Here is a 22919-nt window from a genome sequence, read left to right on the forward strand (position 1 = left end):
ATTTATGAAAAAGTTAAATTTTTTACGATTGAGGCTACTGGCCCTCAGTATTTTTTCAGTTTTAGTAATGTTTGCTTGTCAAAGTTCCAAGCAGGAATTTACTTCTAAGAAAACGAAGAACTGGGTTTGGGTAACGCCAGATTTGGAGAAAACCGACGAGGTTTGGAGGAAAGAGTTTTATCGACTGAAACAAGCAGGTTTTGACGCGGTCCTGCTAGAAATTTATGCAGGAAATGAGGCATTTTTTGGCAGTAAACGTTTGCCGGTGAAGGCGCCCTGGCTGGAGCGAATGCTGCCTTTAGTAAAGGAAGCGGGCTTGGAATGCCATGCATGGATGTGGACCATGCCGAATAATAATCCGGCAAATTATGAGGACCCGGCAAAGCTGGACTGGTATAATGTGAATAGAAAAGGAGAGAGTTCTTCGGATAAGCCGGCCTATGTCAATTATTATCGTTTTATGTGTCCTTCCAGTGAGGAGGTGCAGCAGTTTATTTTAGGCACCGTAAAAGAACTTTGTGCTTATGATATTGACGGTGTTCATTTTGATTATATCCGCCACCCAGATGTAATTCTGGCCAAAGGCCTTTGGGATAATTATGGCATTGTACAGGATAAAGAATACCCGGAGTATGATTACTGCTATTGTGAACGTTGTCGAAATGGTTATAAGGATAAATTCGGGCAGGATCCTTTAGAGATGGAGGATCCCACTAAAAGCGATAGCTGGAGACAATATCGTATGGATTTGATTACCCATTTGGCAAATGATATTTTGATCCCTGAGGTGCATAAGCATGGGAAGTTAGCTTCTGCAGCTGTATTTCCAAACTGGACATCAGTGAAACAGGAATGGAAATCCTGGCATATGGATGCGGTATTGCCAATGTTGTATAATGGCTTCTATGAAGCACCAGTGGCCTGGGTAGGAGAGCAGGTGCAGTGGGGAAAAGCGAATTTGAAGCATTCGGAGACTCAGTTGTATAGTGGATTATTTTTACCGGATTTAACGCAGGCAGATAGCCTGAAAGTAGCAGTAAGACATTCCCTGAAAAATGGAGCAGAGGGTATCTCCTTATTTGCGATGGGAGGGCTGACGGAGGCGCAATGGAAGGCGCTTGAAGAAATGTACGAAAATGGAGAATTGTGATTTTTCTAGATAGATGAGAAAAAAGGCGGAGGAGACTCCGCCTTTTTTATGGAGGGCTTCGTAAATTATTACATCAATTAGAACCTACCGCTCCTATGAACAAAATTTTCCTAAGCCTGATTTTTTGCCTTGCGTGCACCAGTTTTTCTTTTGCTCAGAAATTTAGAATGACCGCCTCTTATGCTATGGCACAACCTATAGGGGAATTTCAGGATTTATATTCCAGTTACAGTGGTCGGGGTGGGCACTTTACGCTTGAATATTTTATTTATCCTGAAAAGTGGAGTGTCGGGCTTTCCTCAGGAATCAATGATTTTCGATTAGGGAAATCTATTCAGAATCCGGCGGGTGGGGTAATTCCCGTGGGCCTTTCTACTAAGGTTTACCCTCTTTTGGTGCAGTCCCACTATTATTTACCCTGGGACAGTAAGATTAAACCCTTTGCAGGCCTGGGATTAGGAACTTATTTGTTCAATTCCGAGGTCTTTTTGGGTAATGATGCCGAAGAAATTGACAAGGGAAGTTACTTTGGAATGGTGCCTGAAATTGGTGCCTATATAAATTTGACAGAGACGATTGAACTTCTGGCTGCTCTTCGGTATAATCATGTTTTCGTGGAAAATAGCCCAATGCAGTACTTGCAGCTCAATATCGGTTTGGCTTATCGTTTCATTCGATACGATTATTAGATTTTTTAACTTTATTTTTGATCTATTTTCCTGAATTTTGCTTTGCCCTTTTTTTATTATCGGACTACTATAATAAATTCATATTTTTGTGCCTAATAAAATTTGGATTTGCTAGAAACTCTTTGAGATTTTTTGGTTTCTTTTTGATTTATGGAGAATATAAATGAGTTGAAACCCTGGATTAATCAATATGAAGCCGGCGTGCCGGATGAGATTTCAGGGGAGATGTATAATTCATTGGTGGAGATGTTAAAAACCGCCATGGATAAATACCAGGATTTGGTGGCCTTTGAGTGTATGGGTGGGAAAATTACCTATGGACAGCTGGATACGCTATCAGACCAATTTGCGGCATATTTACAAGCCAATGGCCTCAAACGAGGAGATCGCGTGGCTTTACAGATGCCGAATGTCCTGCAGTACCCGATTGCCCTGATCGGGGTTTTGAAAGCCGGTATGGTGGTGGTGAATACTAATCCACTCTATACGGCCAGAGAAATGGAACACCAATTTAATGATGCCAATGTTTCGGCTATTTTGATCGTCGAGAACTTCGCGCATAATCTTCAAAAAATAATGCATAAAGTGCCGTCCCTTAAATTGGTGATGGTGACCGGGTTGGGGGATATGCTGGGGGCATTAAAAGGTCCGTTAGTGAATTTTGTGGTGAAAAGAGTGAAGAAAATGGTTCCCCCATTTCATTTGCCTAATGCCATTCCATTCAAAAAAGTGATGAAGGAGGCCCAAAAGCTGAAGTTTTCGCCAGTGGAAATGGGTCGTGATGATATCGCCTTTCTTCAATATACCGGAGGAACAACAGGGGTGGCCAAAGGTGCTAAATTGCTCCATCGGAATTTGCTGGCTAATGCTGAGCAACATATTCACTGGATGCGAAATTTACTGGAGGAGCGTACCGAGGTCGTGGTGACAGCTTTACCTCTATACCATATTTTTGCACTCACGGTGAACTTTATGACCTTTTTTCAATATGGATGTAAGAACGTCCTGATTACCAATCCAAGGGATATGAAAGCCTTCCTTGGAGAGTGGAAGAAGCATGAGGTGACCATTTTTACCGCAGTAAATACCCTGTTTAATGGGATGATGAGCCAGCCACAATTTGATGAATTGAGCTTTAAGCGGCTAAAGCTTTCTATTGGAGGTGGAATGGCAATTCAGGACCATGTAGCGGAAAAGTGGAAAGCAAAAACCGGCGTAGTGTTAAGAGAAGGCTACGGTTTGACAGAATGTTCTCCGGTGGTTTCATGCCAGCCATTCCATGATAATACCCGTCTGGGTTCGATTGGAATACCATTTCCTTCCACAAATTTAAGGATTGTGGGAGAAAATGACGAGGTGCTTCCTTTTGGAGAAAAGGGCGAGTTATGCGTAAAAGGCCCACAGGTAATGGGAGGTTATTGGAATAATGATACCGAAACTGCAAAGGTTTTTGTGGATGGATATTTGCGTACAGGCGATATTGCCTACATCGCAGAGGATGGTTTCGTATACTTGGTGGATCGTAAAAAGGAAATGATCAATGTTTCCGGTTTTAACGTTTTTCCAAATGAGATCGAATCCGTGATCGCTTCTCATCCAAAAGTTTTGGAGGTTGGGGTTTGTGGGGTGCCGGATGATAAATCCACCGAGGCGCCTAAGGCCTTTATCGTGAAAAAAGACGAAAGCCTAACTGAGGATGAAATTGCTGCTTATTGTAAAGAGAATCTCACGGCTTATAAGCGCCCTCGACAGTTTGCTTTTAGGAAAGAGCTTCCGAAGTCCAGCGTTGGGAAAATCATGAGGCGTTTGTTAAAATAGAAATTTTAAAGCCAGGGGTATGGAGCTCCTGGCTTTTTCTTTATTTTTAATTTTTATTAACGGAGGCCAAAAGGCATAATGTAGCTTTTGTGTTGGCTTACAATCATCAACCTTAACCTTAAAATGAAACCATACTTTTCATTTATATTTTTCGCTATTGTTTTTTTTTCGTGTAATCCCTATTCCTCGGATCAGGGCAAGGTGTATTTACAATGGAAGGAAATTCATGAATTCCAAAATCAGCGCAATACTGATACCTTATTGTATTTTTTGAAATCCGATCAGGCAGACATCAGGCGATCTGCGGCTAGAGCATTGGGATCTGTTCAGGATGAAAAAGCACTAAATGAATTGAAATTTGCCCTGGCTGATGAGCAGGAAGAAGTGCGGGCCGCTGCAGCATTTGCCTTGGGGCAATTAGGGAATGTGCAGGCATTTCCTTCCCTGCAGGCGGCTTTAATGAGAAGTAAGGAGTTCAGTACTTTGGAAGAAATTCGCATGGCCTTAGGGAAATGTTTGACTCCAAAACAGGTCGGAATTTTACTGGATCAGCCGGCAAGTCCGGGGAATTTACGGGCCTTGGCCTATGCTGCTCAAAATGGGGCCTATAATGATCAGGTCCAGGCTTATGTTTTGACATGCCTGCAAGATGAAAATGGTAGGGAGGTACAATCTTTGGCGGCAAATATTCTGGCCAGAAACATTATCGATCAGCAAGATCTCATTCCTCAAATTCAAGTTTTGTTTGAGGAAAGTGACAATAAAGAAGCACGTTACCATTTGCTGGAAGCCTATGGGAAAATGAAAGGAAATGCTGGATGGTTGAAGTATGTATTGGAAAAGCAAACATTGGCGCCTATGGAAAAGTGTGCAGCAATTCGGGAAATAGGCAAAGATTGGAATTCATCGGATATCCCTTTAATCAAGAAATTATTAAAAGATCCGCTATATAATGTGGCTTCCATTATGGTCAGTGCTGTGCCGGAGGCTGATTGGGTAAAATCCGACTGGGCTTTGGAGATGCCGCTTATGATTCCCAAAGCACAATGGTTGGGGAAAACCGGAGATATGAAATTGATCTCATCAGCGCTGGATACTGCCCGTAATGTTTATGTAAAAGGGGAGTTATGGAAGGCTTATGCCCGCTTTCCTACAGGTCTGGAGGCTTTGCAGGAAGGTTTGGCCAGGACCTCTGTTCCTGAGCAGGCTTTTGTATTTGAAGCCATCATAGAATGGGCGAATCAATTTCCGGAGCAATCGAAATCAGATTTGTTCAAGAGGGTGTTGTGGCAGGGGATGCAAAGCAGAGACGTTGCCATGATTTATTATGGCGCTTTGTGGTTGCAGTCGAATTGGGAAGACTATTCGGATTGGCAATTAAGACTAAGTGAACTTAAAAATGAACTGAAGCTTCCAATTGATCTGGAAGCGTATAATGAACTTGAGGGCCTTTTGGCCAAGATGGAAGGCAGAACTCCCAATAAGGCCAATCCAGCTGATATGCTACCGATTGATTGGCAACAGTTGTCCTTCTTGCCTCCTCATCCACAATTTGAGTTTTACACTACTCAAGGCGGCTTTGTATTGGAGTTATTGCCGGAAGCTGCTCCAGCTGCGGTGACGGCATTTTTAAAATTATGGAATGAGGGCTTCTATGAGGAAAAAACTTTTCATCGTGTGGTGCCTGGTTTTGTGGCGCAGGGCGCTTGTCCTCGTGGAGATGGATTCGGAGGAATGAATTGGGTGATTCCTTCAGAATTTGATGAGCATCAGTTTGAGGCAGGTAGTGTAGGCTTAGCTTCTGCCGGAAAGGACACGGAAAGCTGTCAGTTTTTTATTAATTATACCAGCACTCCCAGACTGGATGGACGATACACCATTTTTGCCAAAGTTGTCTATGGGATGGAAACGGTAGAAAGGCTTGGTGTTGGGGATCAGATAATGGAAGTGAAATTTAAAAAGAAATAATTTAGGAAGGCGCTTCATTAGTTTGGAGCGTCTTTTTTAATTGTTGTAAAATCCTTTTGTCCGAAGAGCGGATCATCCATACCATAAAGGGACTTAAAGCAGCCCAAAAGGCATTTTTACCTTCGCAACAAACATCCAGTCGAACTTTACACTTTTGGTTTAAGCTGGTAAAATTGTAGTGGTATTTTACCAGTATGCCACCGCTTTTGGATTCAATAGTAAAGGCTTTCTCCGGGTCGATATTGGTCACACGAAATCTGGAAAGGTAATCTTCCCCTCCTGTTTCAGAATGAATAGATACCTCAAATTGATTTTCACCTATTTGCTCAATGGTCCTGACCTCTTTCAGCCATAGCGGGACATTTTGAAAATCTATGGCAAATTCCCAAACGTGTTTTTTAGGTAGGTCAAATCGCTCTTCACAGGAAAAGGCTTTTCTCATGCGTATTATGGAGTAGTCTGGATGTACAAAATAAGAGGGCGAAACTTGAAAAGCAATATGAGGTGACTTTTCGATTGTTATTCGATAAATTGCTCTGGGTAAGTTTTTTGTGAAATTTTACCTGAATTAGGTATACCTAAAACCTCCTTTGGCTTCAAGGCGGGAAAGTTGAAGGAATAGTCGCTGTTTGGTTTATTTACCAGGGAGCCAGAAGATAAAGGAGCATGCCTCTTCAATCGTGGGCTATTCAAAAAACAGTAAAACCAATCAAAAAACACCACTTATGAGATTCGCGTGGTAGATTTAGCATCTTTCGGTGAACCATTGGGGGTGAGTTTCTTGGGGCGGCTTAGCCTGACAGTGGCGTAACATCCGGGATAAGTTATTGGAATTGGTTTTTTTGTAGACTTTTTAATTTGGGAAGGATTTTATTAGCCCGGTTTTGAAAACCAGCAGTACCGTAGTCCCATTGATCTTCAATAAGGATAATGACTTCTGAGGCTAATTCCGGGTATATGGGAATGATATTAGCCAAACAGGTCATGGCGAAAATTTTGTTAGCGGTAGGGTAATTTCGTTTTTCTAAAATGCTCAGGCAAACGTTTAATAAATCTTCATGAAGGACTTCAGGAAAGCTATTGAGGCTTTGAAAAATTCCCAGGATATTCCGTTCCACTGGAATATGTTGGGTTTTGACTAATATAGAAGTAAGTTCAGGAAGGTATTGGGGTAATGTTTGGGGATTATTATCAAAAAATCCTCTGGAAATCCAGGCTGCGTTGGACTTTTCTCTATCGTTTCCAGTGGATAAAAATGCCAAAATGCGGGAAATAGTTTCAGGTTTTTCTTCAATTTGACTTTGCCATCGGTTGATAGCTGCTTTGGGGAGAGGGGATTTTAATTCGGAGAAATTGACACTATGGATCATTGGTTTTCTGAAAAATGCTAGAGGATTTCAATTCCCAATATTAATGTTTTTAGTATCAGGAGAAATGAAAACTATCCCTTTGTTTTAGTATTTTCTTCCTGAGATTCCATAGTGGTAATCCATTGGTATAAATCTCCTTGTCGATTTTTCTTGCGCAGTTTTTCCAAATACTTGTTTTTATTTTCTTTCCGAAGGTTTTCATATAAACGAAGCAGTATTTGGTGGCCATTATTCTGAATCATGACGGAGGAAGCATGGGGGAAATCCATTTGCGTCATGGCCATGGCGCTCATATAAGGGATGAGGAGTTTTTGACTGATTTTCGGATTTTTATCCGAAATAATGTCCTTTAAATAAACCGCTTTCAGGTGAATATTGACTTCGGGGCTCCCTTCCAGATATTGGGTAATGAAAGCTGCCGCAAGATCCCATTCCGCATTTTTTTGTTGGACAGGTTGGCGAATCATCCACTTCATTGCCTCATACGCATGTTTACGATAGCGTTGATAATCTTCGATGCTTTTAAACTGGTAGTTAGCTGGCAGATTAAGATAATCTTGCGCATGAGCCGAAATTCCGGTAATAAACAACAGATTTAAGAGGATGAAACGCCAAATTGCCATATTATAAATCAATCTTCTTTAGTCTGGAAATTGTCTCTTCCAGGTGTTGGTCTGTGAAATCATAATGAGTGACAAAACGAATGCTTTGACCGCCGAAAGGGACGGCATAAATATCTTTTTCTGCCAATACATTTAAGAAAGCCATGGCATCCAAATCTTGTCGAATATCAAAAATTAAAATATTGGTGCTTGGTGCGATCACCCTATCCACAAAGGGAAGTGCGGCAAGGGCTTCGGCCAGGATTCTGGTGCGTTTATGGTCTTCCTTTAGTTTTGCAATATGATGATCAAGGGCATAAATTGCCGCTGCAGCCAAATAGCCAGATTGTCTCATGGCACCTCCCAGTACTTTTCGGATACGCAAGGCTTTGGCCATATGTTCTTTAGTGCCTAAAAGTACCGAGCCCACCGGGGCGCCAAGGCCTTTGGAAAGACAAATGGAAATGGTGTCAAATTGCTCGCCATAAGCTAGAGGACTTTCCCCTGTTTCTACCAGTGCATTGAATAAACGGGCACCGTCCAGGTGCAGCGGGAGCTCGTGCTGTTTACAAACCGATCTAATTTTCCTGATTTCTTCTAAATCGTAATAAGCTCCTCCGCCTTTGTTACAAGTGTTTTCTAAAGAGACTAAAGTACTTTTTGGCATGTAAAAGGCATCCGGTCGGATTTTTTCTTCTACTTGCGCAGCAGTAATGCGTCCATGATCCCCTTTGATGAGCGATGCTTGCACGCCACTGTTAAAGGCCATTCCCCCGGTTTCATAATGGTAAATATGAGAGAGTTCATCACAGATGACTTCGTCACCCATCTGTGTATGCAGTTTAATGGCAATTTGGTTGGTCATCGTGCCGGAAGGACAAAACATGGCTTCTTCCTTACCGAACATTTGGGCTATTTTTTCCTCCAGTGCATGCACCGTCGGATCTTCATCAAATAAGTCATCACCTACCTGCGCTGCCCACATGGCTTCAAGCATTTCGGGAGTGGGTCTGGTGACGGTATCGCTTCTTAAATCTATTTTCATTTTAAAGGATGTCCAGGATTTGAATTAAATCGTGTACTTCGTGTTGAATCTTTTTGCCATGTTTCTTGCGTGTGGGGTTGAAGAAAATATGGTCGATTTGCGCTTTTTTCGCACCTGCAATATCGGTATCGAAATTATCCCCAATCATGATACATTCTTCAGGTTGAGCCTCAATCGTTTCCATGGCGAAATTAAATATCCCCTTATGAGGTTTTTTGTAGCCTGCTTTTTCGGAAGTAAAAACCGCTTCAAAATAAGGCGCTAATTTGGAAGCTTCCATTTTGATATGTTGCACTTCCTCAAAGCCGTTGGTAATAATATAAAGCGGATATTGGGATTTTAAAGCTTCCAGGGTTTCAAATGTATTGGGAAATACATGTGGCATGTGTGGACTCTTTTCTAAATAAACCTCCCCAAGATTCGCGGAAATCAGATCCGGATTTCCACCCAGATTTCGGATAACAGTAGTAAAGCGACTATCTCTTAAATCCTCTTTGCTGATTTCATCTTTGTTGTATAGGGCCCAAAGCTGGTGATTGACTTTTTCATATTCCTCCAAAAAGGCCTCCAGGGTAATATTTTCTCCTGTGGAAGATATTTGATGTTCCTCAAAAAGATCCTTTAGCACCAGGCTGGAGTTTTTTTCAAAATCCCAAAGGGTGTGATCCAGATCAAAAAAGATGTATTTATACTTTTTCACTTATCTCAAATTTTTAAGGCCCCAAGATAGTTAAAAATCCGGAATGGTCTGAAGTCTAGGGAATGGCTTTGAAGTTTTCAATCGCTTAAAGCTTACTAAATTCGGCTGTGATAAAGTAAAAAGGGGCTTTTCAAATTTCCAATCTGGATAATAGTTGTTTCTTTTTTCCAGTCTTGAAAATGAAACGATATGTTAATCACTTTTCATTGAATCATTGACGTTTTTGGGTGATTTTGATGATTCTGATTATAAGCGTATGTGCCCAGCCGGAGGGAAAGTGATCCGGCTAGGCTTAAGCCGAATTATTCACCGATAAATTAAGCGGTTCGGTTTAAGTGATTTAATTTTAGTCTGCTATGGTTGTGATTGCTTATTTGTAATTAACCCGGATTTGGGCAAGCTCTCTTTCTTCTCATTCATCTCCTTCATTGAGGGGGGAAATGAAATAGGGAAAATTGCATCATTTTTCCCTCCATGCTGCTAAACGGGGATTTATAGCGTGAATATTTCGGGTTAATTTACCACGGTAGCTTTTGTGAATTTATTAGATGGAAATGCATGAAATCATTCGCCACATAGTTATTGATTCAGTTTTGATATTATTTGGCTTGAAAAACAGGACAAGTTCTGTCGAAAAACCATTTTAGACATGGGTTTTAAAAGGATTTGTCGGCTAAAAAAATAGATGCTGGGAATATTTATTTAATTTATACCTTGTTCAAGAATAGGTTTATAATTTTCAATTAATCAGAATGGATTTAGATAGCTTTCGAAATTATTGTTTGGCCAAAAAAGGAGTTACTGAAGAATTGCCTTTTGATGATACCACTTTAGTTTTTAAGGTGATGGGGAAAATGTTTGCCCTGTGTAATTTAGAGCAATTTGAAGGCGCAAGCTTAAAATGTGATCCGGAAAGGGCGATTCAATTGAGGGAAGCGTATGAGGAGATTAAGGGAGGGTATCATTTAAATAAAAAACATTGGAATTCAATCAAAGCCAATGGAAGGGTCGGAGATCAATTGTTTATGGAATTAATTGATCATTCTTACGACTTGGTGGTGAGTAAATTGACGAAAAAAGATAAAGAATTATTACAAGGGATGTGATTTATACGTAAAAGAGTAAATCACGACAAACTCTAATTGTTGGGCAGGGTTATTTTTTGTGTTCTTTGAACATTTAATTATCTTGCCCAGAATCTTTCAAGATCTAAAACAGGTGTTTTTTTGCGTTCTTATCAGCATTTAATTCTAATAATGCTTGTGATGCTGGGGTCAATGTCTTGCCGAAAGCAAAATATTTGCCCCGCTTATCATAGTGCATTTATTTTCGATACGCTGGTCGCTGACCAAACCTTCTCTACGATGGACAGAGATGGCAATCCCCTATTTCCTGAAACTAGGGGGCGTAAAACGAAGGGCGGTATTCGTAAATCACCACCGGTTTATGCCTTCTGGCAAAAGAAAGATAAGCCCATGACCATTCCAATGGAGTATAAATATGCCCGTGATCGAGAGGTAGAAGGACCTATGGATGGTGAAATGGAAGAGGCTACTTATGCTATGGCTGCGGCAGATACCGTGGAGTTTGGAGAAGTGAATCCGGCGCTTTTTGCGGATACTACCCAGGTGGCTCAACAAAAAGATACGGTCGAGCATCACTTCAATGAAGATCAAATTGTTTATTTAAGGTATTTCCTGGATTATCTTCCAGCCCCAAGGGCACAGGCCCCGACGCAATTGGATGAAAATGGCCAGCCGATGGAGCACATAGAGGGTGGTACTTCCGCTACCAATATTGGAGGTGGAAAGGAGAAAAAGAGCTGGTGGCCATTCGGGAAGAAAAAGAAAAAGGCCAAGGAGAAACAGGAGGAGGTGGATCCTGCCGCCAGTCCGAATCAAGATCAAGGGGTGATGGTTCCTCAGTTAGTAAATGATGATGAGGATGATTTATATGATGATTAAAAAGTGAAAATAACTTATATAAAAAGGCTTTCCGAGGTGAATCGGGGAGCCTTTTTTTTTGGTTTTTGAGAGTTTCCCGAATTATTCACCGCCAGATTTAGCGGGTTGTTTAAAGTGCCTTGTTATTAGGGTGATAGTTTTGTATTTGCTAAATTATTAATAGTCCAAATTTAGACAAGCCTGCTTTCGTGTCATTCATCTGATTCCTTGGAAGAACTCAAAATAGGGAAAATTCCTTCATTTTTCCCGCTACAACATAACACGAGGGTTTAAGCATGTGTTGGGTAGTGGATTAATATGGAGTAAAGGGGAGGAAGTAGTTTTTTAGTTCCTATAAAAAAAAAGGCTGCCTGAGGGATTTTGGGCAGCCTTTTGTCTGTTTTGGAAGGAATTATTCTCCTAATTTTTCGTCAATATAATCAAGTACTTTTTCCATCAGGTGAACCCGATTTTTTCCTCTTACATTGTGTTCATGCATGGGGTAAGTAAAGAAATCTACTTTTACCTCATTGTCTACGCAGGCTTTTAGGAAAGCCATGCTGTGTTGAGGAACTACTACAGGGTCGATCGATCCGTGGATGATTAATAAATCTCCCTTCAGGTTTTGGGTTTTGTCTAAAAGTGAAGCTTTAGCAAAACCTTCCGGATTGGTTTCCGGAGTCTGCATATAGCGCTCTGTGTACATTACTTCGTAATATTTCCAGTCCATCACCGGGCCGCCGGCAACACCGACTTTGAAGGTGTCCGGTGTTTTTAGCATCAAAGAAGTGGTCATGAATCCTCCATAAGACCATCCGTGTATCGCCATTTTGTCGGCATTTACCCATGGTTGGGCTTTTAGCCAATTGACGCCTTCGAGTTGGTCGGCAATTTCTTCCGTGCCCAATTTTTTGTGGGTGGCATGCTTGAATGCTTTGCCTCTGTTGTGGGAGCCCCTTCCATCCACAGTGAAGACAATGTAACCTTTTTCCGCTGCGGTGTACATCCAGGTGGAAGCACCGGTGTTATAGCGGTTGGTAATCAGCTGAACCCCCGGGCCATTGTAAGTGTAAACAATCACCGGATATTTTTTATTGGGATCGAAATTACTTGGCTTGATGATTCTGCAGTTCAAAGGAGTGGCTTGGTCAGCAGCAGTGATTTGGAAAAGCTCTGGCTTTGCTACCTGGTAATGCTCCATTGGGTTTTCAGAAGTAAGGATGGTTTTTACGGTTTTACCGGAAACAGCCAAAATACTTTCCTCACGTGCGATTTCATTGGAGCTGAAAGTGGCCAGGAATTGATTGTTCGCTTTATTATATTTTACCGTATAAACACCGGACTTTGAAGAGATTTTCTTTTGGCCGGTTTTTTTAACATCTGCTACATAAATTTGGCGATCCATGCCATAGTTGGCTGTTCCGACCACATTGATTTTTTTACCGCTTTTATCAAATCCTAAAATTTCGGTAATCATCCAGTCTCCTTTGGTTACCTGGTTAAGTAATTCTCCCTTGGTGTTGTAGCGGTACAAATGCTCAAATCCATCTCTTTCACTCACCCATAGGAATTCATTTGGACGATTCGGAACGAATTGTAATGGATAATGCCACTGTCCGTATTTTTCCTCTTTTTCTTCGAATAAAGTTTTATCGAATGCACCATCTGAAAGTTGGTAGCGGTTAAGGGTAATGTGGTTTTGCTCACGGTTCATGATGCCCGCATAGATAAACTTGCCTTCCGGTCCGAAGGTGACATTGGTAATGTATTGGTCCCTAGGGCCGGTCACCTGAGCAAATACGGTTTTCTCCTGCTCTAAATTGTAGATTCCCAATTTTACATGCTCACTTGCTTGTCCGGCCATCGGGTAACGGATCGGCATTTCCTTAGCCGGAAGTGAAGTCACGTCCACCAAAGGGTAAATACTTATCGCAGTTTCATCCTTTTGGTAGAAAGCCAAAGTTTTTCCATCTTCTGACCAGTAGGCGCCATTGTGAATGCCGAACTCATTTCGGGAAGGTACCTGGCCGCTGACGATCGCCTCATTTTCTTCTTTGGTAACCGCTTTGAAATTATCATCTTGCCAAACATAAAGATTGTTTTCCCGGGTAAATGCGATGGCATCATAGGTTGGGTTGATTTCTAAATTTTCAGCTCCTTCCGGAAGTGAGGCCCACTGGCTTACTTTTTTGCTCGCAGCATCCAGTTTGAAAAACTTCAGCCCTACATGGAAGGCAAGCGTTTGCGGATCAACCCACTTTAATGAAGGCATTGCTTTTAAATTGGCCAAAGCTTCATGGGTCTGCTTTAGCTCAGGAAGGGAAATGATGCTTTTTTCATCCTTTTTACGAACCACCACCAAATGGTCCTCTCCCTCTATTTTGTCTACCAGACTGTATTCATTGCTGCTTTTTACCCATTGTAATTGCTTACTGTAATCCGGGTAAAGTTTGGAATATACTCCTAAAATGGAGGTTTTCAGATCAAGGGTCTGTTTTTGGGCCCAGCCGCTACTTAGTATAAATACCAAAGCAGGGATCAGCCTCAAGACTTTTTTATTCATAAGGTTCAAAATTTTTTCAAAGCGAAAATAGAACCTTAATAGTAAAGCGCAAAATGATTATCCGGACTTTACTTTGAATTAAATAGGATTAAGCTGAATCCTTTTCTTATCCATCTGCGTGATTTCTTTTTGGTGCTAAGGGAGTTATTCTGAAAAAATAATCTTACATTTGCACTTCGTTCGAGTGAGCGGCCCTGAAAAGGGATTCTTATTAATCAATTGAGTGGCCTGATTGCTCTAGGGTTATTCAGTATTATAGAGCAACATATTATTATGTCAGTAGATCCTAACGATTTTAATTGGGACGAAATCGAAGCTGGTGCAAAAGGCTTTGGTGATGAGTATTCTGCCGATAAGCGTGCAGAGATGGAAGCCATGATCGATGGCACTATGAACGCGGTAACAGAGAAGTCAGTAGTGAAAGCTACTGTAGTTTCTATCTCTGATCGTGACGTAGTATTGAACATTGGTTTTAAATCTGATGGTTTGGTGTCAGCGGCTGAATTCCGTGATACTCCAGAATTGTCAGTAGGTGACGAAGTTGATGTTTTCGTTGAAGAGCAAGAGAATGCTAACGGTCAGTTGGTATTGTCTCGTCGTAAGGCGAAAATCGTTAAAGCATGGGAGCAAATCCAGGGTGCTTTGGCGGAAGACAGCGTTATCGAAGGTGTGGTTAAGCGCCGTACTAAAGGTGGTTTGATCGTTGATATCTATGGTGTAGAGGCTTTCTTGCCAGGATCTCAAATCGACGTTAAGCCAATCCGTGATTTCGACGTTTACGTTGGTAAGAAAATGGAAGTGAAGGTTGTGAAAATCAACCACGCTAACGACAACGTAGTTGTATCTCACAAAGTATTGATCGAGAAAGATCTTGAGAAGCAAAAAGCTGAAATCTTGAACAACCTTGAAAAAGGTCAGATTTTGGAAGGTGTAATCAAGAACATGACCAACTTCGGTGTATTCATCGATTTGGGTGGTGTAGATGGCTTGCTTCACATTACAGATATCTCTTGGGGTCGTATCAACCACCCAGAGGAAGTATTGCAGCTTGACCAAAAGGTTAAGGTTGTAGTATTGGATTTCGACGAAGACAAAAAGCGTATTTCTTTGGGTATGAAGCAGTTGACTGCTCATCCATGGGATTCATTGTCTGAGGAGATTCAGGTTGGTTCTAAAGTTAAAGGTAAGATTGTAAACGTAGCTGACTACGGTGCATTCTTGGAGATCATCCCAGGTGTTGAAGGTTTGATTCACGTTTCTGAGATGTCTTGGTCTCAGCACCTACGCAACCCTCAGGACTTCATCAAAATTGGTGATGAGCAAGAGGCTGTTGTATTGACTTTGGATCGCGAAGATCGTAAAATGTCATTGGGTATCAAGCAATTGTCTGAAGATCCATGGACTAAAGGCGATGTGTTGACGAAGTACGCGGTAGGTACTAAGCACCAGGGTGTTGTTCGTAACTTGACTAACTTCGGTCTTTTCATCGAGTTGGAAGAGGGTATCGACGGTTTGGTTCACGTATCTGACTTGTCTTGGACTAAGAAGATCAAGCACCCATCTGAGTTCGTTAAAGTTGGTGAGACTTTGGACGTAAAAGTATTGGAGCTTGATGTTGATAATCGTCGTTTGGCTTTAGGTCACAAGCAATTGGAAGAGAATCCATGGGATACTTTCGAGACAATCTTCACTAAAGGTTCTGAGCACGATTGTACAATCTTGAACAAGAATGATAAAGGAGCTGTTCTTGAGTTGCCTTACGGTATCGAAGGATTCGCGACTTCTAAAAACTTGGTGAAAGAAGACGAGACTAACTTGGAAGCAGGTGAAACTGCTAAATTCGTAGTTGTTGAGTTCTCTAAAGACGAGAAGCGTATTGTATTGTCTCACACTGCAACTTTCAAAGAAGTAGCAGCAGAGGCGCCTAAGAAAGCCGCTCCTAGCAAGAAGAAATCTCCAGCAGCCGCTAGCAATGCAAATGTAGAAAAAGACACTATGGGTGACTTGGATGCATTGGCAGCATTGAAGAAAAAGATGGAAGGTGGTAAATAATTAACCATCTGAAAGCTAGAAATATAATAAAAAGGCGCCAGTTTTGGCGCTTTTTTTCTACTTGAGGGTTTGCATAAAAACAAATGATTACTACCTTTGCATTCCCTTCAGAAAAGGCCTTAGGGGACGCTTATTGGCCATTTTATTGAAATATTGGATTGATTTAATATCGATTTTTCGCAAAGAAAAATCTTTTCAAAAAAGTGGAATTTCTGCTGGTGAAAAAGAAAAGTTTTCTATCTTTGCACTCCCAATAAAACAAGCGAATACCAAATCGCTTACTTATTCGGGCTCTTAGCTCAGTTGGTTCAGAGCACCTGCCTTACAAGCAGGGGGTCACTGGTTCGAATCCAGTAGGGCCCACATCACAGATGTGAAAGGAATTACAAACGAGTGGTTCCGTATTGAAAAAGAATATTTAGCCTCCATAGCTCAGTTGGTAGAGCAACTGACTTGTAATCAGTAGGTCGTTGGTTCGAGTCCGACTGGAGGCTCAATGGTCTCGTGGCCGAGTGGCTAGGCATAGGTCTGCAAAACCTCGTACAGCGGTTCGAATCCGCTCGAGACCTCAACTGTAAACCGATTGGGATGCAGTATCTCCACGCGAAAAGCATTGGGCTTTTCGCACCGGGGCTCTTAGCTCAGTTGGTTCAGAGCACCTGCCTTACAAGCAGGGGGTCACTGGTTCGAATCCAGTAGGGCCCACATCACAGGATGTGAAGGGAATTACAAACGTGTGGTTCCGTGATAAAAAGAATTTTTAGCCTCCATAGCTCAGTTGGTAGAGCAACTGACTTGTAATCAGTAGGTCGTTGGTTCGAGTCCGACTGGAGGCTCAATGGTCTCGTGGCCGAGTGGCTAGGCATAGGTCTGCAAAACCTCGTACAGCGGTTCGAATCCGCTCGAGACCTCTCGATAACGTTGAGGAGCGTTACGGGCTCTTAGCTCAGTTGGTTCAGAGCACCTGCCTTACAAGCAGGGGGTCGCTGGTTCGAATCCAGCAGGGCCCACATCACAAGATGTGAAGGGAATTACAAACGTGTGGTTCCGCGATAAAAAAAATCTTTAGCCTCCATAGCTCAGTTGGTAGAGCAACTGACTTGTAATCAGTAGGTCGTTGGTTCGAGTCCGACTGGAGGCTCAATGGTCTCGTGGCCGAGTGGCTAGGCATAGGTCTGCAAAACCTCGTACAGCGGTTCGAATCCGCTCGAGACCTCTCGATAACGTTGAGGAGCGTTATGGGCTCTTAGCTCAGTTGGTTCAGAGCACCTGCCTTACAAGCAGGGGGTCACTGGTTCGAATCCAGTAGGGCCCACAAAGCACAATTCATTTTTGGATTGTGCTTTTTTTTATGCTCATTTTTTGACTGACTGTCCGGGGGGTAGCACTAATCCGAATTATTCGCCGCTAGATTTTGTGATTTACTTTAATGAGCTTATTGTCAGCCTGTTGTGTTTGTGTCCGCTGATTTTTTTATAGCCCAAATTGGGGTAAGCTTGCTTTCTCCTCCTTCATCTGCTGCGTTGGGAAAAACTCAAAATAGGAAGCCATTCCTTCATTTTTGCTGCCTTACAGCTAAAGGAGGTGTGAAACATGAATAATCCGGCTTAAACCACTAAATAGGAGGTCGTCGTGGAAATGGAAAGAGAAGCGATTTTCAAGCTTGGGTGATTTTGCGCAAAATGGCGAACGAGTGTTCGGGCCAAGGATAGAGGCAGAGGCGTAGCCGTTTGTTGGAGCTCTTTTTTTGATAGTAGTTTTTTGGGGGAAGCTGCGGTTTCTCTTTCAAAAAAAAGCGACTGCCGATAGCCTGACACGCTAGCGTGGGGCCCAAAAATAAAAAAGCTACAATACCTGATGTACTGTAGCTTTTGTGAAATTAGGCGCAAAGCTAATATTTCTATTTTCCGTTGACGTAAGCCAAAAATTCTTTTTTACGGGCTTCCTCTTTGAATTTACCGCTGTAATGTGCCGTAATGGTGCTGGAGGAAGTATCCTTTACTCCGCGGCTGGAAACGCAAAGGTGAGTGGCGTCAATGATTACGGCCACATCTTCCGTTTGTAGCATTTTCTTTAGCTCAGTCGCAATCTGCATGTTCAGTCGCTCTTGTACCTGTGGGCGCTTGGCATAGTACTGAACTATTCTGTTCAATTTGGAGAGCCCGACTACCTTCCCGTTTGGAATATAGGCCACATGGGCTTTGCCGATAATCGGTACAAAGTGATGTTCGCAGTTAGAGTATAGTTCAATGTTTTTCTCTACCAACATTTCCTGATACGCATATTTATTGTCAAACAGCTTGACATCAGGTTTATTGGCAGGGTTTAAGCCACTAAATATTTCCTTCACATACATCTTGGCTACGCGGTGAGGTGTTCCGCTGAGGCTGTCATCTTCAAGGTCCAAACCCAGAATATGCATGATTTCCCTAAAATGTGCTGAGATTTGCTCAATTTTAGCGTTATCATCAAGCTCAAAAGCATCGGGGCGAAGAGGGGTGTCTACGGATCCCGGAATATGCTCGTCACCCATCGTTTCGATGGTTTCCCAGTCAAGCTTTTCCTTATGCGGGATATTCGACAAAGTTCCGTTCTGTTTCATACAATGTGATTTTGAGGTCTTGATCGGGTGAAATATGTGGTTTTAGATCATCATATATCACTCGGGCAATATTTTCAGCGGTTGGATTTAAATTTCTAAATGCTTCGGTGTCCAGATTCAAATTTTTATGATCGTACTTATCGAGCACCAACTCTTTGATCATCCGACTGAGTACTTTCATATCAAAAACATAGCCAGTTTTAGGATCTACATCGCCGGTTATTTTAACGATAAGTTCATAATTATGACCATGATAATTCGGGTTATTACACTTTCCGAAGAGCATTTTATTTTCTTCATCACTTAACTTCGGATTATGCAACCGATGCGCAGCATTGAAATGTTCTTTTCGATAAACCGCTGTTTTCATAAATTTTTGATCTAATAGATTGATTGTTGATTGAGATGGTTGCCCGAACCCCCAAAATTAATAATAAAATTTTCAATTTGCACCTGAGCAGGCTACAAAGGCCTCTTTGGCTTATAAAACTTTAAGATATTGCCATTGAAGCCTTTGATAATTGAAACTATTTAATTTCTCCTAACGCTTTTAGGGTATGACTCAGACTATGAATACGAAATTTTCAGATGTGTTGGTTGTCGGGAGCGGGATGGGGAGCTTAACGGCGGCTTGTCTTCTGGCACAAAAAGGCTTAAAAGTCACCATACTTGAACAAAACTGGATTCCCGGCGGCTGCACGACTTCTTATTGGAGAAAGGGCTTTGTCTTTGAAGCTGGGGCGACTACCCTGGTGGGTTTAGATGAAGGAATGCCCTTAAAGGTCTTTTTGGATACCATTGGTCTTCGGATAAATGCCCGGAAGCTTGAACTCCCGATGCGCGTTAAACTTAAAAAAGGGGGTTGGGTTAGCCGGTATGAGGATATTGAAAAATGGATACAGGAGGCAGAGCGGGTTTTTGGAGCTTCCGGTCAAAGAGGCTTTTGGGAGCGGTGTTATGCGTTAAGTCAGTTTGTTTGGCAGCAATCTTCCCGACAGCTTACTTTTCCTCCGGAAAAATGGCAGGATCTTTCCCGGATTGTTCGTCAAATGGATTATTCAAAAATAGGCTTTGGTCGGTTTGTTTTTAGTACAGTTCAGGATCTTTTGGTTGAATTTGGGTTGGCATCGAACCAGGCTTTCTGCGAATTTGTAGATGAGCAATTGATGATTACCGCCCAAAACACCCGGGAGCAGGTGAATGCACTTTTTGGGGCGGCAGCGCTTTGTTATACGAATTACAGTAATTTTTATTTAGATGGCGGAATGAAAAGTTTAGTCGATCCGCTGGTGGCTTATTTGAAAAGTAAGGGTGGGGATTTGTTGTTGAGGAAAGAGGTGCGGAAAATCCGATCCATCAGCGATGGCTATGAAGTACTTACTTCAAAGGAAAAATTTCACTCCAGATTTATAGTGGGGGGGATTCCGGTGAATAATTTGGCAGATATTAGTGAGGGCTTGCTTTCGGAAAAACTTTCCTCTCGTTTGTTTTCTCCTGAGGCATTGAATAGTGCTTTTCAGATGGGGATTGGGTTTAAGACGGATCAGAAATTTAAGGCTTTGCATTTTCAAATTCATTTGAAGGAAAAATTGAGTGGCTTAAGTGCGCAATCTATTTTTGTGAGTTTGAGTCATGAGCAGGATGCTTTACGATCTGATACATCCGGCTGTCGGGTGGCTTCCGTTTCTACACATTTGGCAAAACCTCACCACAATTTCACCCTGGAAAAGACGCAAATTGAGGAGGAAATTGTAGCTCTATTAGAAAAGGAGGGTATTTTTTCTAAAGAGAATATAATCTATCAGCATAGTGCTACTCAGAAAGCCTGGCAAAAATGGACTTGTAGAAAGTGGGGCTTTGTTGGTGGATATCCTCAGTTGAAATCTGTTAAGCCCTGGGCAATGAATGCTGCTAGATGGGATAAGAAAGGGGCTTATTTAGTAGGAGATACCGTTTATCCAGGGCAGGGGATTCCCGGGGTTACCCTTAGTGGGATGATTGCTGCGGAAAAATTATGGAATGATTGGAAAGGGGAAGTTGAAATAGATGGAATAAAATTGGGGGTAAGTGATGTTTTTCGGTAGTTTATTCTGTTAATCCGTTTTTAACTTTTGCTTGCTTTATTGTTTTTGCCCCGACGTTCATTCCCTTTGAATAATTACTATATTTGCCAGTCAATACTAAAAAAACAACACATTGGATTTCGAAGGAATTAAAACAAAATTGATGCAGTATAAAGAGGAAGGGAAAGGAGTTTTTACTTCATCCTCTTTCCAAACGCATAGTATTGTGTTGCTGCACATTTTAAGCCGAATCGACAAATCCATTCCGGTATATTTTATTAATACCGGTTTTCACTTTCCTGAAACTTTGATGTTTCGGGATGAAATTTCGGAGAGATTTGGTTTAAACTTGGTAGACCTGAAGACGCCCGTTTCGATGAGCCGTCAACTAGATCAGGATGGTCGTTTTTTTTACGCTTCAGATCCGGATTATTGTTGCTTTTTGAATAAGACAGCTCCTATGCAGAATGTTTTACGGGAATATGATGTCTGGATCAATGGGGTGCGCGGAGATCAAAGCGCAGTACGGAAGGCGATGAAAGTAGAGCAGCCAGCTCCGCACGATTCCATTCGTTTTCACCCCATGCTGGACTGGAATGCAAAAATGATCTGGCAGTATCGCAAAGAATTTGATTTGCCGGAGCATCCGCTGGATTCAAAAGGCTATATGAGTATTGGTTGTGCTCCCTGTACCCGTAAATTGGATCCCGATATGCAAGAACGCGAAGCCAGATGGTACGGGATGAATAAAGTAGAGTGTGGTTTGCACACGGATCTTGTTAAAAAGTAATTTTAGAAATAAGCATTTTTTTATATGAAAATATTGGTAACTGGTGGGGCGGGGTATATCGGTACGGAATTGTCTCGCTTACTTGTTAACCACCCTGAGGTGGATGAGCTCATTGTTTATGATAACCTCAGTAGGGCAAATTATAACTTGTTTTTAGGCAGGCCTACACCAAACGGTCACAAAATCAAGTTTATTAAAGGAGACATTCTCGACGGAAGGAAGCTTTCCAAAGCTTTGGAGGGTGTAGATGTGGTGTATCATTTTGCTGCTCATGTGTCTACTCCTCTTCAAAATAACGAAGTTTCTACCTTTGAGCAGGTCAACCATTGGGGGACAGCTAATGTGGTGGATGCGGTGGAAGCGTCTGACTCTGTGAAGATGTTTGTTTACCTGAGTAGTGTTTCTGTCTATGGTGATCATACGGATCAAATGCTGACAGAGGAAACGGCTCCTATGCCGAAATCATTATATGCCGTGTCCAAATTTCGTGGAGAGGAACATGTAAACCGATTAAAGGATAAAATTCGAACTTTTATTATCAGAAGCGGGAATGTTTATGGTTACAGTAAAACCATGAGATTCGATGCCGTGATAAACCGGTTCATGTTTGAGTCCCATTATTCCAACCGTATCCAAATTCATGGGGACGGGAAACAGAGAAGAGCGTTTATTCATGTAAGTAATTTAGTGAATGTGCTGTATCAAATGATCCGATCCAAAACTCCTTCAGGTGTTTATAATATGGTGGAGAAAAATTTGCAAGTGCTTGATATCGTTGATGTGTTGAAGGAACTCTATCCTTCTCTCGAGTTTATTTTTGTAAATCAGCATTTATCTCTGAAGGAATTAATGGTTTCCCCTGATTCCAAGCTTTGGGAGTATGTTAAGCCTTTGGAAAACCGACCTTTACAGGAAGAATTGGAAGACTTTAGAAGGGAATTCACAATGTGATAACTTTCTTATTATAAGATGAAAAACACCGCCAAATGCGGTGTTTTTTTTGTTTTTCCGTGTTCAATTATAAAAAATATTCGATATTTGCGCGTAAGAAATTTCTCAGTTGAGTAAGTTTTTTTATATTTTCAACTTAAAATGTCCTCTTTTTTAAAATTAGTTCATTTTTAGATTATCAACCTAATCAGATTTTTTAGAAGGTTACCTTTTTTTGGATCTGTATATAATAATAAGACAACACCCAACATCTTCATATGAAGCAGTATATATTTACGGTAATAGCGGTTATTTTTTTCGGTTTGACTGCCTTTTCACAAATTCCGGATTGTTCCAACGCAGTTCGTCTTAAAAAGGTAATAGATGCTAATAATAGCTCGAAAGGGGCAATTGTGGTGGATGTAAAATCCTCCGCTAGCTTTGAAGCTATTTTGCAGCTTTCTAGTCCAGTAGGTGACGAAATTCTTGTCAAGAAAACTGGGTCAGGCAACCAGGAAATTGTTTTTCCTGATCTAAGTCCATCTACAAACTATGTGGTCTTGGTTCGATTCAATGGGGAGCCCTCTCCATATTGTAAGACTCGTAGCCTATCCTCTATTACTGTAAAATAAGC

19 protein-coding genes and 10 tRNA genes are annotated in these 22919 nt (G+C 41.7%); 21 read left to right on the forward strand and 8 right to left on the reverse strand.

What is annotated here, in order from left to right; all coding sequences use genetic code 11:
* The first annotated feature begins 4 nt into the window (after positions 1-4).
* The 4 genes from AAA970_RS03545 (at position 5) to AAA970_RS03560 (ending at position 5625) form a co-directional block, all read left to right on the forward strand.
* Entirely contained in the window at positions 5-1150 is a 1146-nt protein-coding gene (locus tag AAA970_RS03545) for a family 10 glycosylhydrolase (protein ID WP_338236009.1), read from the forward strand.
* 95 nt (positions 1151-1245) lie between these two features.
* Positions 1246-1839 (forward strand): outer membrane beta-barrel protein, encoded by a 594-nt coding sequence (locus AAA970_RS03550; RefSeq protein WP_338236010.1) that lies wholly within the window; start codon positions 1246-1248, stop codon positions 1837-1839.
* A gap of 150 nt (positions 1840-1989) precedes the next feature.
* Positions 1990-3657: an AMP-binding protein gene (locus AAA970_RS03555; protein ID WP_338236011.1), complete on the forward strand. Its 1668-nt coding sequence runs from the start codon at positions 1990-1992 to the stop codon at positions 3655-3657.
* A gap of 123 nt (positions 3658-3780) precedes the next feature.
* On the forward strand, positions 3781-5625 hold the full coding sequence (locus AAA970_RS03560) for a peptidylprolyl isomerase (protein ID WP_338236012.1): 1845 nt from the start codon (positions 3781-3783) through the stop codon (positions 5623-5625).
* Position 5626: 1 nt separating this feature from the next.
* Here the strand turns inward: AAA970_RS03560 and AAA970_RS03565 are convergent, their stop codons facing one another.
* The 5 genes from AAA970_RS03565 to AAA970_RS03585 all read right to left on the reverse strand — a co-directional run bounded on the left by AAA970_RS03565 (position 5627) and on the right by AAA970_RS03585 (position 9342).
* Positions 5627-6067, reverse strand: coding sequence for an SRPBCC family protein (locus tag AAA970_RS03565; protein ID WP_338236013.1), 441 nt, complete (start codon positions 6065-6067; stop codon positions 5627-5629).
* 382 nt (positions 6068-6449) lie between these two features.
* On the reverse strand, positions 6450-6995 hold the full coding sequence (locus AAA970_RS03570; protein ID WP_338236014.1) for a hypothetical protein: 546 nt from the start codon (positions 6993-6995) through the stop codon (positions 6450-6452).
* Between the two features lie 71 nt (positions 6996-7066).
* Positions 7067-7618 carry a hypothetical protein gene (locus AAA970_RS03575; protein ID WP_338236015.1) on the reverse strand — a complete coding sequence of 184 codons (552 nt, stop codon included), beginning with the start codon at positions 7616-7618 and terminating at the stop codon, positions 7067-7069.
* Between the two features lies 1 nt (position 7619).
* Positions 7620-8642 (reverse strand): threonine aldolase family protein, encoded by a 1023-nt coding sequence (locus AAA970_RS03580; protein WP_338236016.1) that lies wholly within the window; start codon positions 8640-8642, stop codon positions 7620-7622.
* Between the two features lies 1 nt (position 8643).
* Complete coding sequence (locus tag AAA970_RS03585; protein ID WP_053404041.1) at positions 8644-9342, reverse strand: YjjG family noncanonical pyrimidine nucleotidase; 699 nt, start codon at positions 9340-9342, stop codon at positions 8644-8646.
* Between the two features lie 752 nt (positions 9343-10094).
* On the opposite strand from AAA970_RS03585, the gene AAA970_RS03590 reads away from it, so the two are divergent.
* On the forward strand, positions 10095-10448 hold the full coding sequence (locus tag AAA970_RS03590; protein ID WP_053404043.1) for an MmcQ/YjbR family DNA-binding protein: 354 nt from the start codon (positions 10095-10097) through the stop codon (positions 10446-10448).
* A 159-nt stretch (positions 10449-10607) separates the two neighbouring features.
* Positions 10608-11306: a hypothetical protein gene (locus AAA970_RS03595; RefSeq protein WP_338236017.1), complete on the forward strand. Its 699-nt coding sequence runs from the start codon at positions 10608-10610 to the stop codon at positions 11304-11306.
* Positions 11307-11697: 391 nt separating this feature from the next.
* Here the strand turns inward: AAA970_RS03595 and AAA970_RS03600 are convergent, their stop codons facing one another.
* On the reverse strand, positions 11698-13848 hold the full coding sequence (locus AAA970_RS03600; protein ID WP_338236018.1) for a S9 family peptidase: 2151 nt from the start codon (positions 13846-13848) through the stop codon (positions 11698-11700).
* A gap of 273 nt (positions 13849-14121) precedes the next feature.
* Here AAA970_RS03600 and rpsA point away from each other — a divergent pair, with 273 nt between their 5' ends.
* The 11 genes from rpsA to AAA970_RS03655 all read left to right on the forward strand — a co-directional run bounded on the left by rpsA (position 14122) and on the right by AAA970_RS03655 (position 17215).
* Positions 14122-15900 carry a 30S ribosomal protein S1 gene (gene rpsA / locus AAA970_RS03605; protein WP_053406854.1) on the forward strand — a complete coding sequence of 593 codons (1779 nt, stop codon included), beginning with the start codon at positions 14122-14124 and terminating at the stop codon, positions 15898-15900.
* A 288-nt stretch (positions 15901-16188) separates the two neighbouring features.
* Positions 16189-16263, forward strand: a tRNA-Val gene (locus AAA970_RS03610).
* Positions 16264-16321: 58 nt separating this feature from the next.
* Positions 16322-16394: transfer RNA gene (locus tag AAA970_RS03615), tRNA-Thr, on the forward strand.
* A gap of 4 nt (positions 16395-16398) precedes the next feature.
* Positions 16399-16469: transfer RNA gene (locus AAA970_RS03620), tRNA-Cys, on the forward strand.
* Positions 16470-16530: 61 nt separating this feature from the next.
* Positions 16531-16605 (forward strand) — tRNA-Val (locus AAA970_RS03625).
* Positions 16606-16663: 58 nt separating this feature from the next.
* A tRNA-Thr gene (locus AAA970_RS03630) sits at positions 16664-16736 on the forward strand.
* Between the two features lie 4 nt (positions 16737-16740).
* Positions 16741-16811: transfer RNA gene (locus tag AAA970_RS03635), tRNA-Cys, on the forward strand.
* 24 nt (positions 16812-16835) lie between these two features.
* Positions 16836-16910: transfer RNA gene (locus AAA970_RS03640), tRNA-Val, on the forward strand.
* A gap of 58 nt (positions 16911-16968) precedes the next feature.
* A tRNA-Thr gene (locus AAA970_RS03645) sits at positions 16969-17041 on the forward strand.
* Between the two features lie 4 nt (positions 17042-17045).
* A tRNA-Cys gene (locus AAA970_RS03650) sits at positions 17046-17116 on the forward strand.
* A 24-nt stretch (positions 17117-17140) separates the two neighbouring features.
* Positions 17141-17215, forward strand: a tRNA-Val gene (locus AAA970_RS03655).
* Positions 17216-17800: 585 nt separating this feature from the next.
* Here AAA970_RS03655 and folE read toward each other — a convergent pair.
* Positions 17801-18502 carry a GTP cyclohydrolase I FolE gene (folE, locus tag AAA970_RS03660; RefSeq protein ID WP_053404047.1) on the reverse strand — a complete coding sequence of 234 codons (702 nt, stop codon included), beginning with the start codon at positions 18500-18502 and terminating at the stop codon, positions 17801-17803.
* The gene (locus AAA970_RS03665) at positions 18465-18872 is read right to left on the reverse strand and encodes a 6-pyruvoyl trahydropterin synthase family protein (RefSeq protein ID WP_338236019.1); all 408 of its coding nucleotides are present in this window, start codon (positions 18870-18872) and stop codon (positions 18465-18467) included. Before AAA970_RS03665 ends, folE begins: the two co-directional genes overlap by 38 nt.
* Positions 18873-19071: 199 nt before the next feature.
* On the opposite strand from AAA970_RS03665, the gene AAA970_RS03670 reads away from it, so the two are divergent.
* From AAA970_RS03670 to AAA970_RS03685, 4 genes are all read left to right on the forward strand, one after another.
* Positions 19072-20586 carry a phytoene desaturase family protein gene (locus AAA970_RS03670; RefSeq protein ID WP_338236020.1) on the forward strand — a complete coding sequence of 505 codons (1515 nt, stop codon included), beginning with the start codon at positions 19072-19074 and terminating at the stop codon, positions 20584-20586.
* A 142-nt stretch (positions 20587-20728) separates the two neighbouring features.
* Positions 20729-21355 carry a phosphoadenylyl-sulfate reductase gene (locus tag AAA970_RS03675; protein ID WP_253275638.1) on the forward strand — a complete coding sequence of 209 codons (627 nt, stop codon included), beginning with the start codon at positions 20729-20731 and terminating at the stop codon, positions 21353-21355.
* Positions 21356-21379: 24 nt separating this feature from the next.
* Complete coding sequence (locus AAA970_RS03680) at positions 21380-22306, forward strand: NAD-dependent epimerase/dehydratase family protein (protein ID WP_053404051.1); 927 nt, start codon at positions 21380-21382, stop codon at positions 22304-22306.
* Positions 22307-22563: 257 nt separating this feature from the next.
* Positions 22564-22917: a hypothetical protein gene (locus AAA970_RS03685; RefSeq protein WP_338236021.1), complete on the forward strand. Its 354-nt coding sequence runs from the start codon at positions 22564-22566 to the stop codon at positions 22915-22917.
* Positions 22918-22919: the final 2 nt, after the last annotated feature.

Origin of the sequence: Persicobacter diffluens (assembly GCF_036244895.1) — a bacterium.
GTDB lineage: Bacteria > Bacteroidota > Bacteroidia > Cytophagales > Cyclobacteriaceae > Persicobacter > Persicobacter diffluens.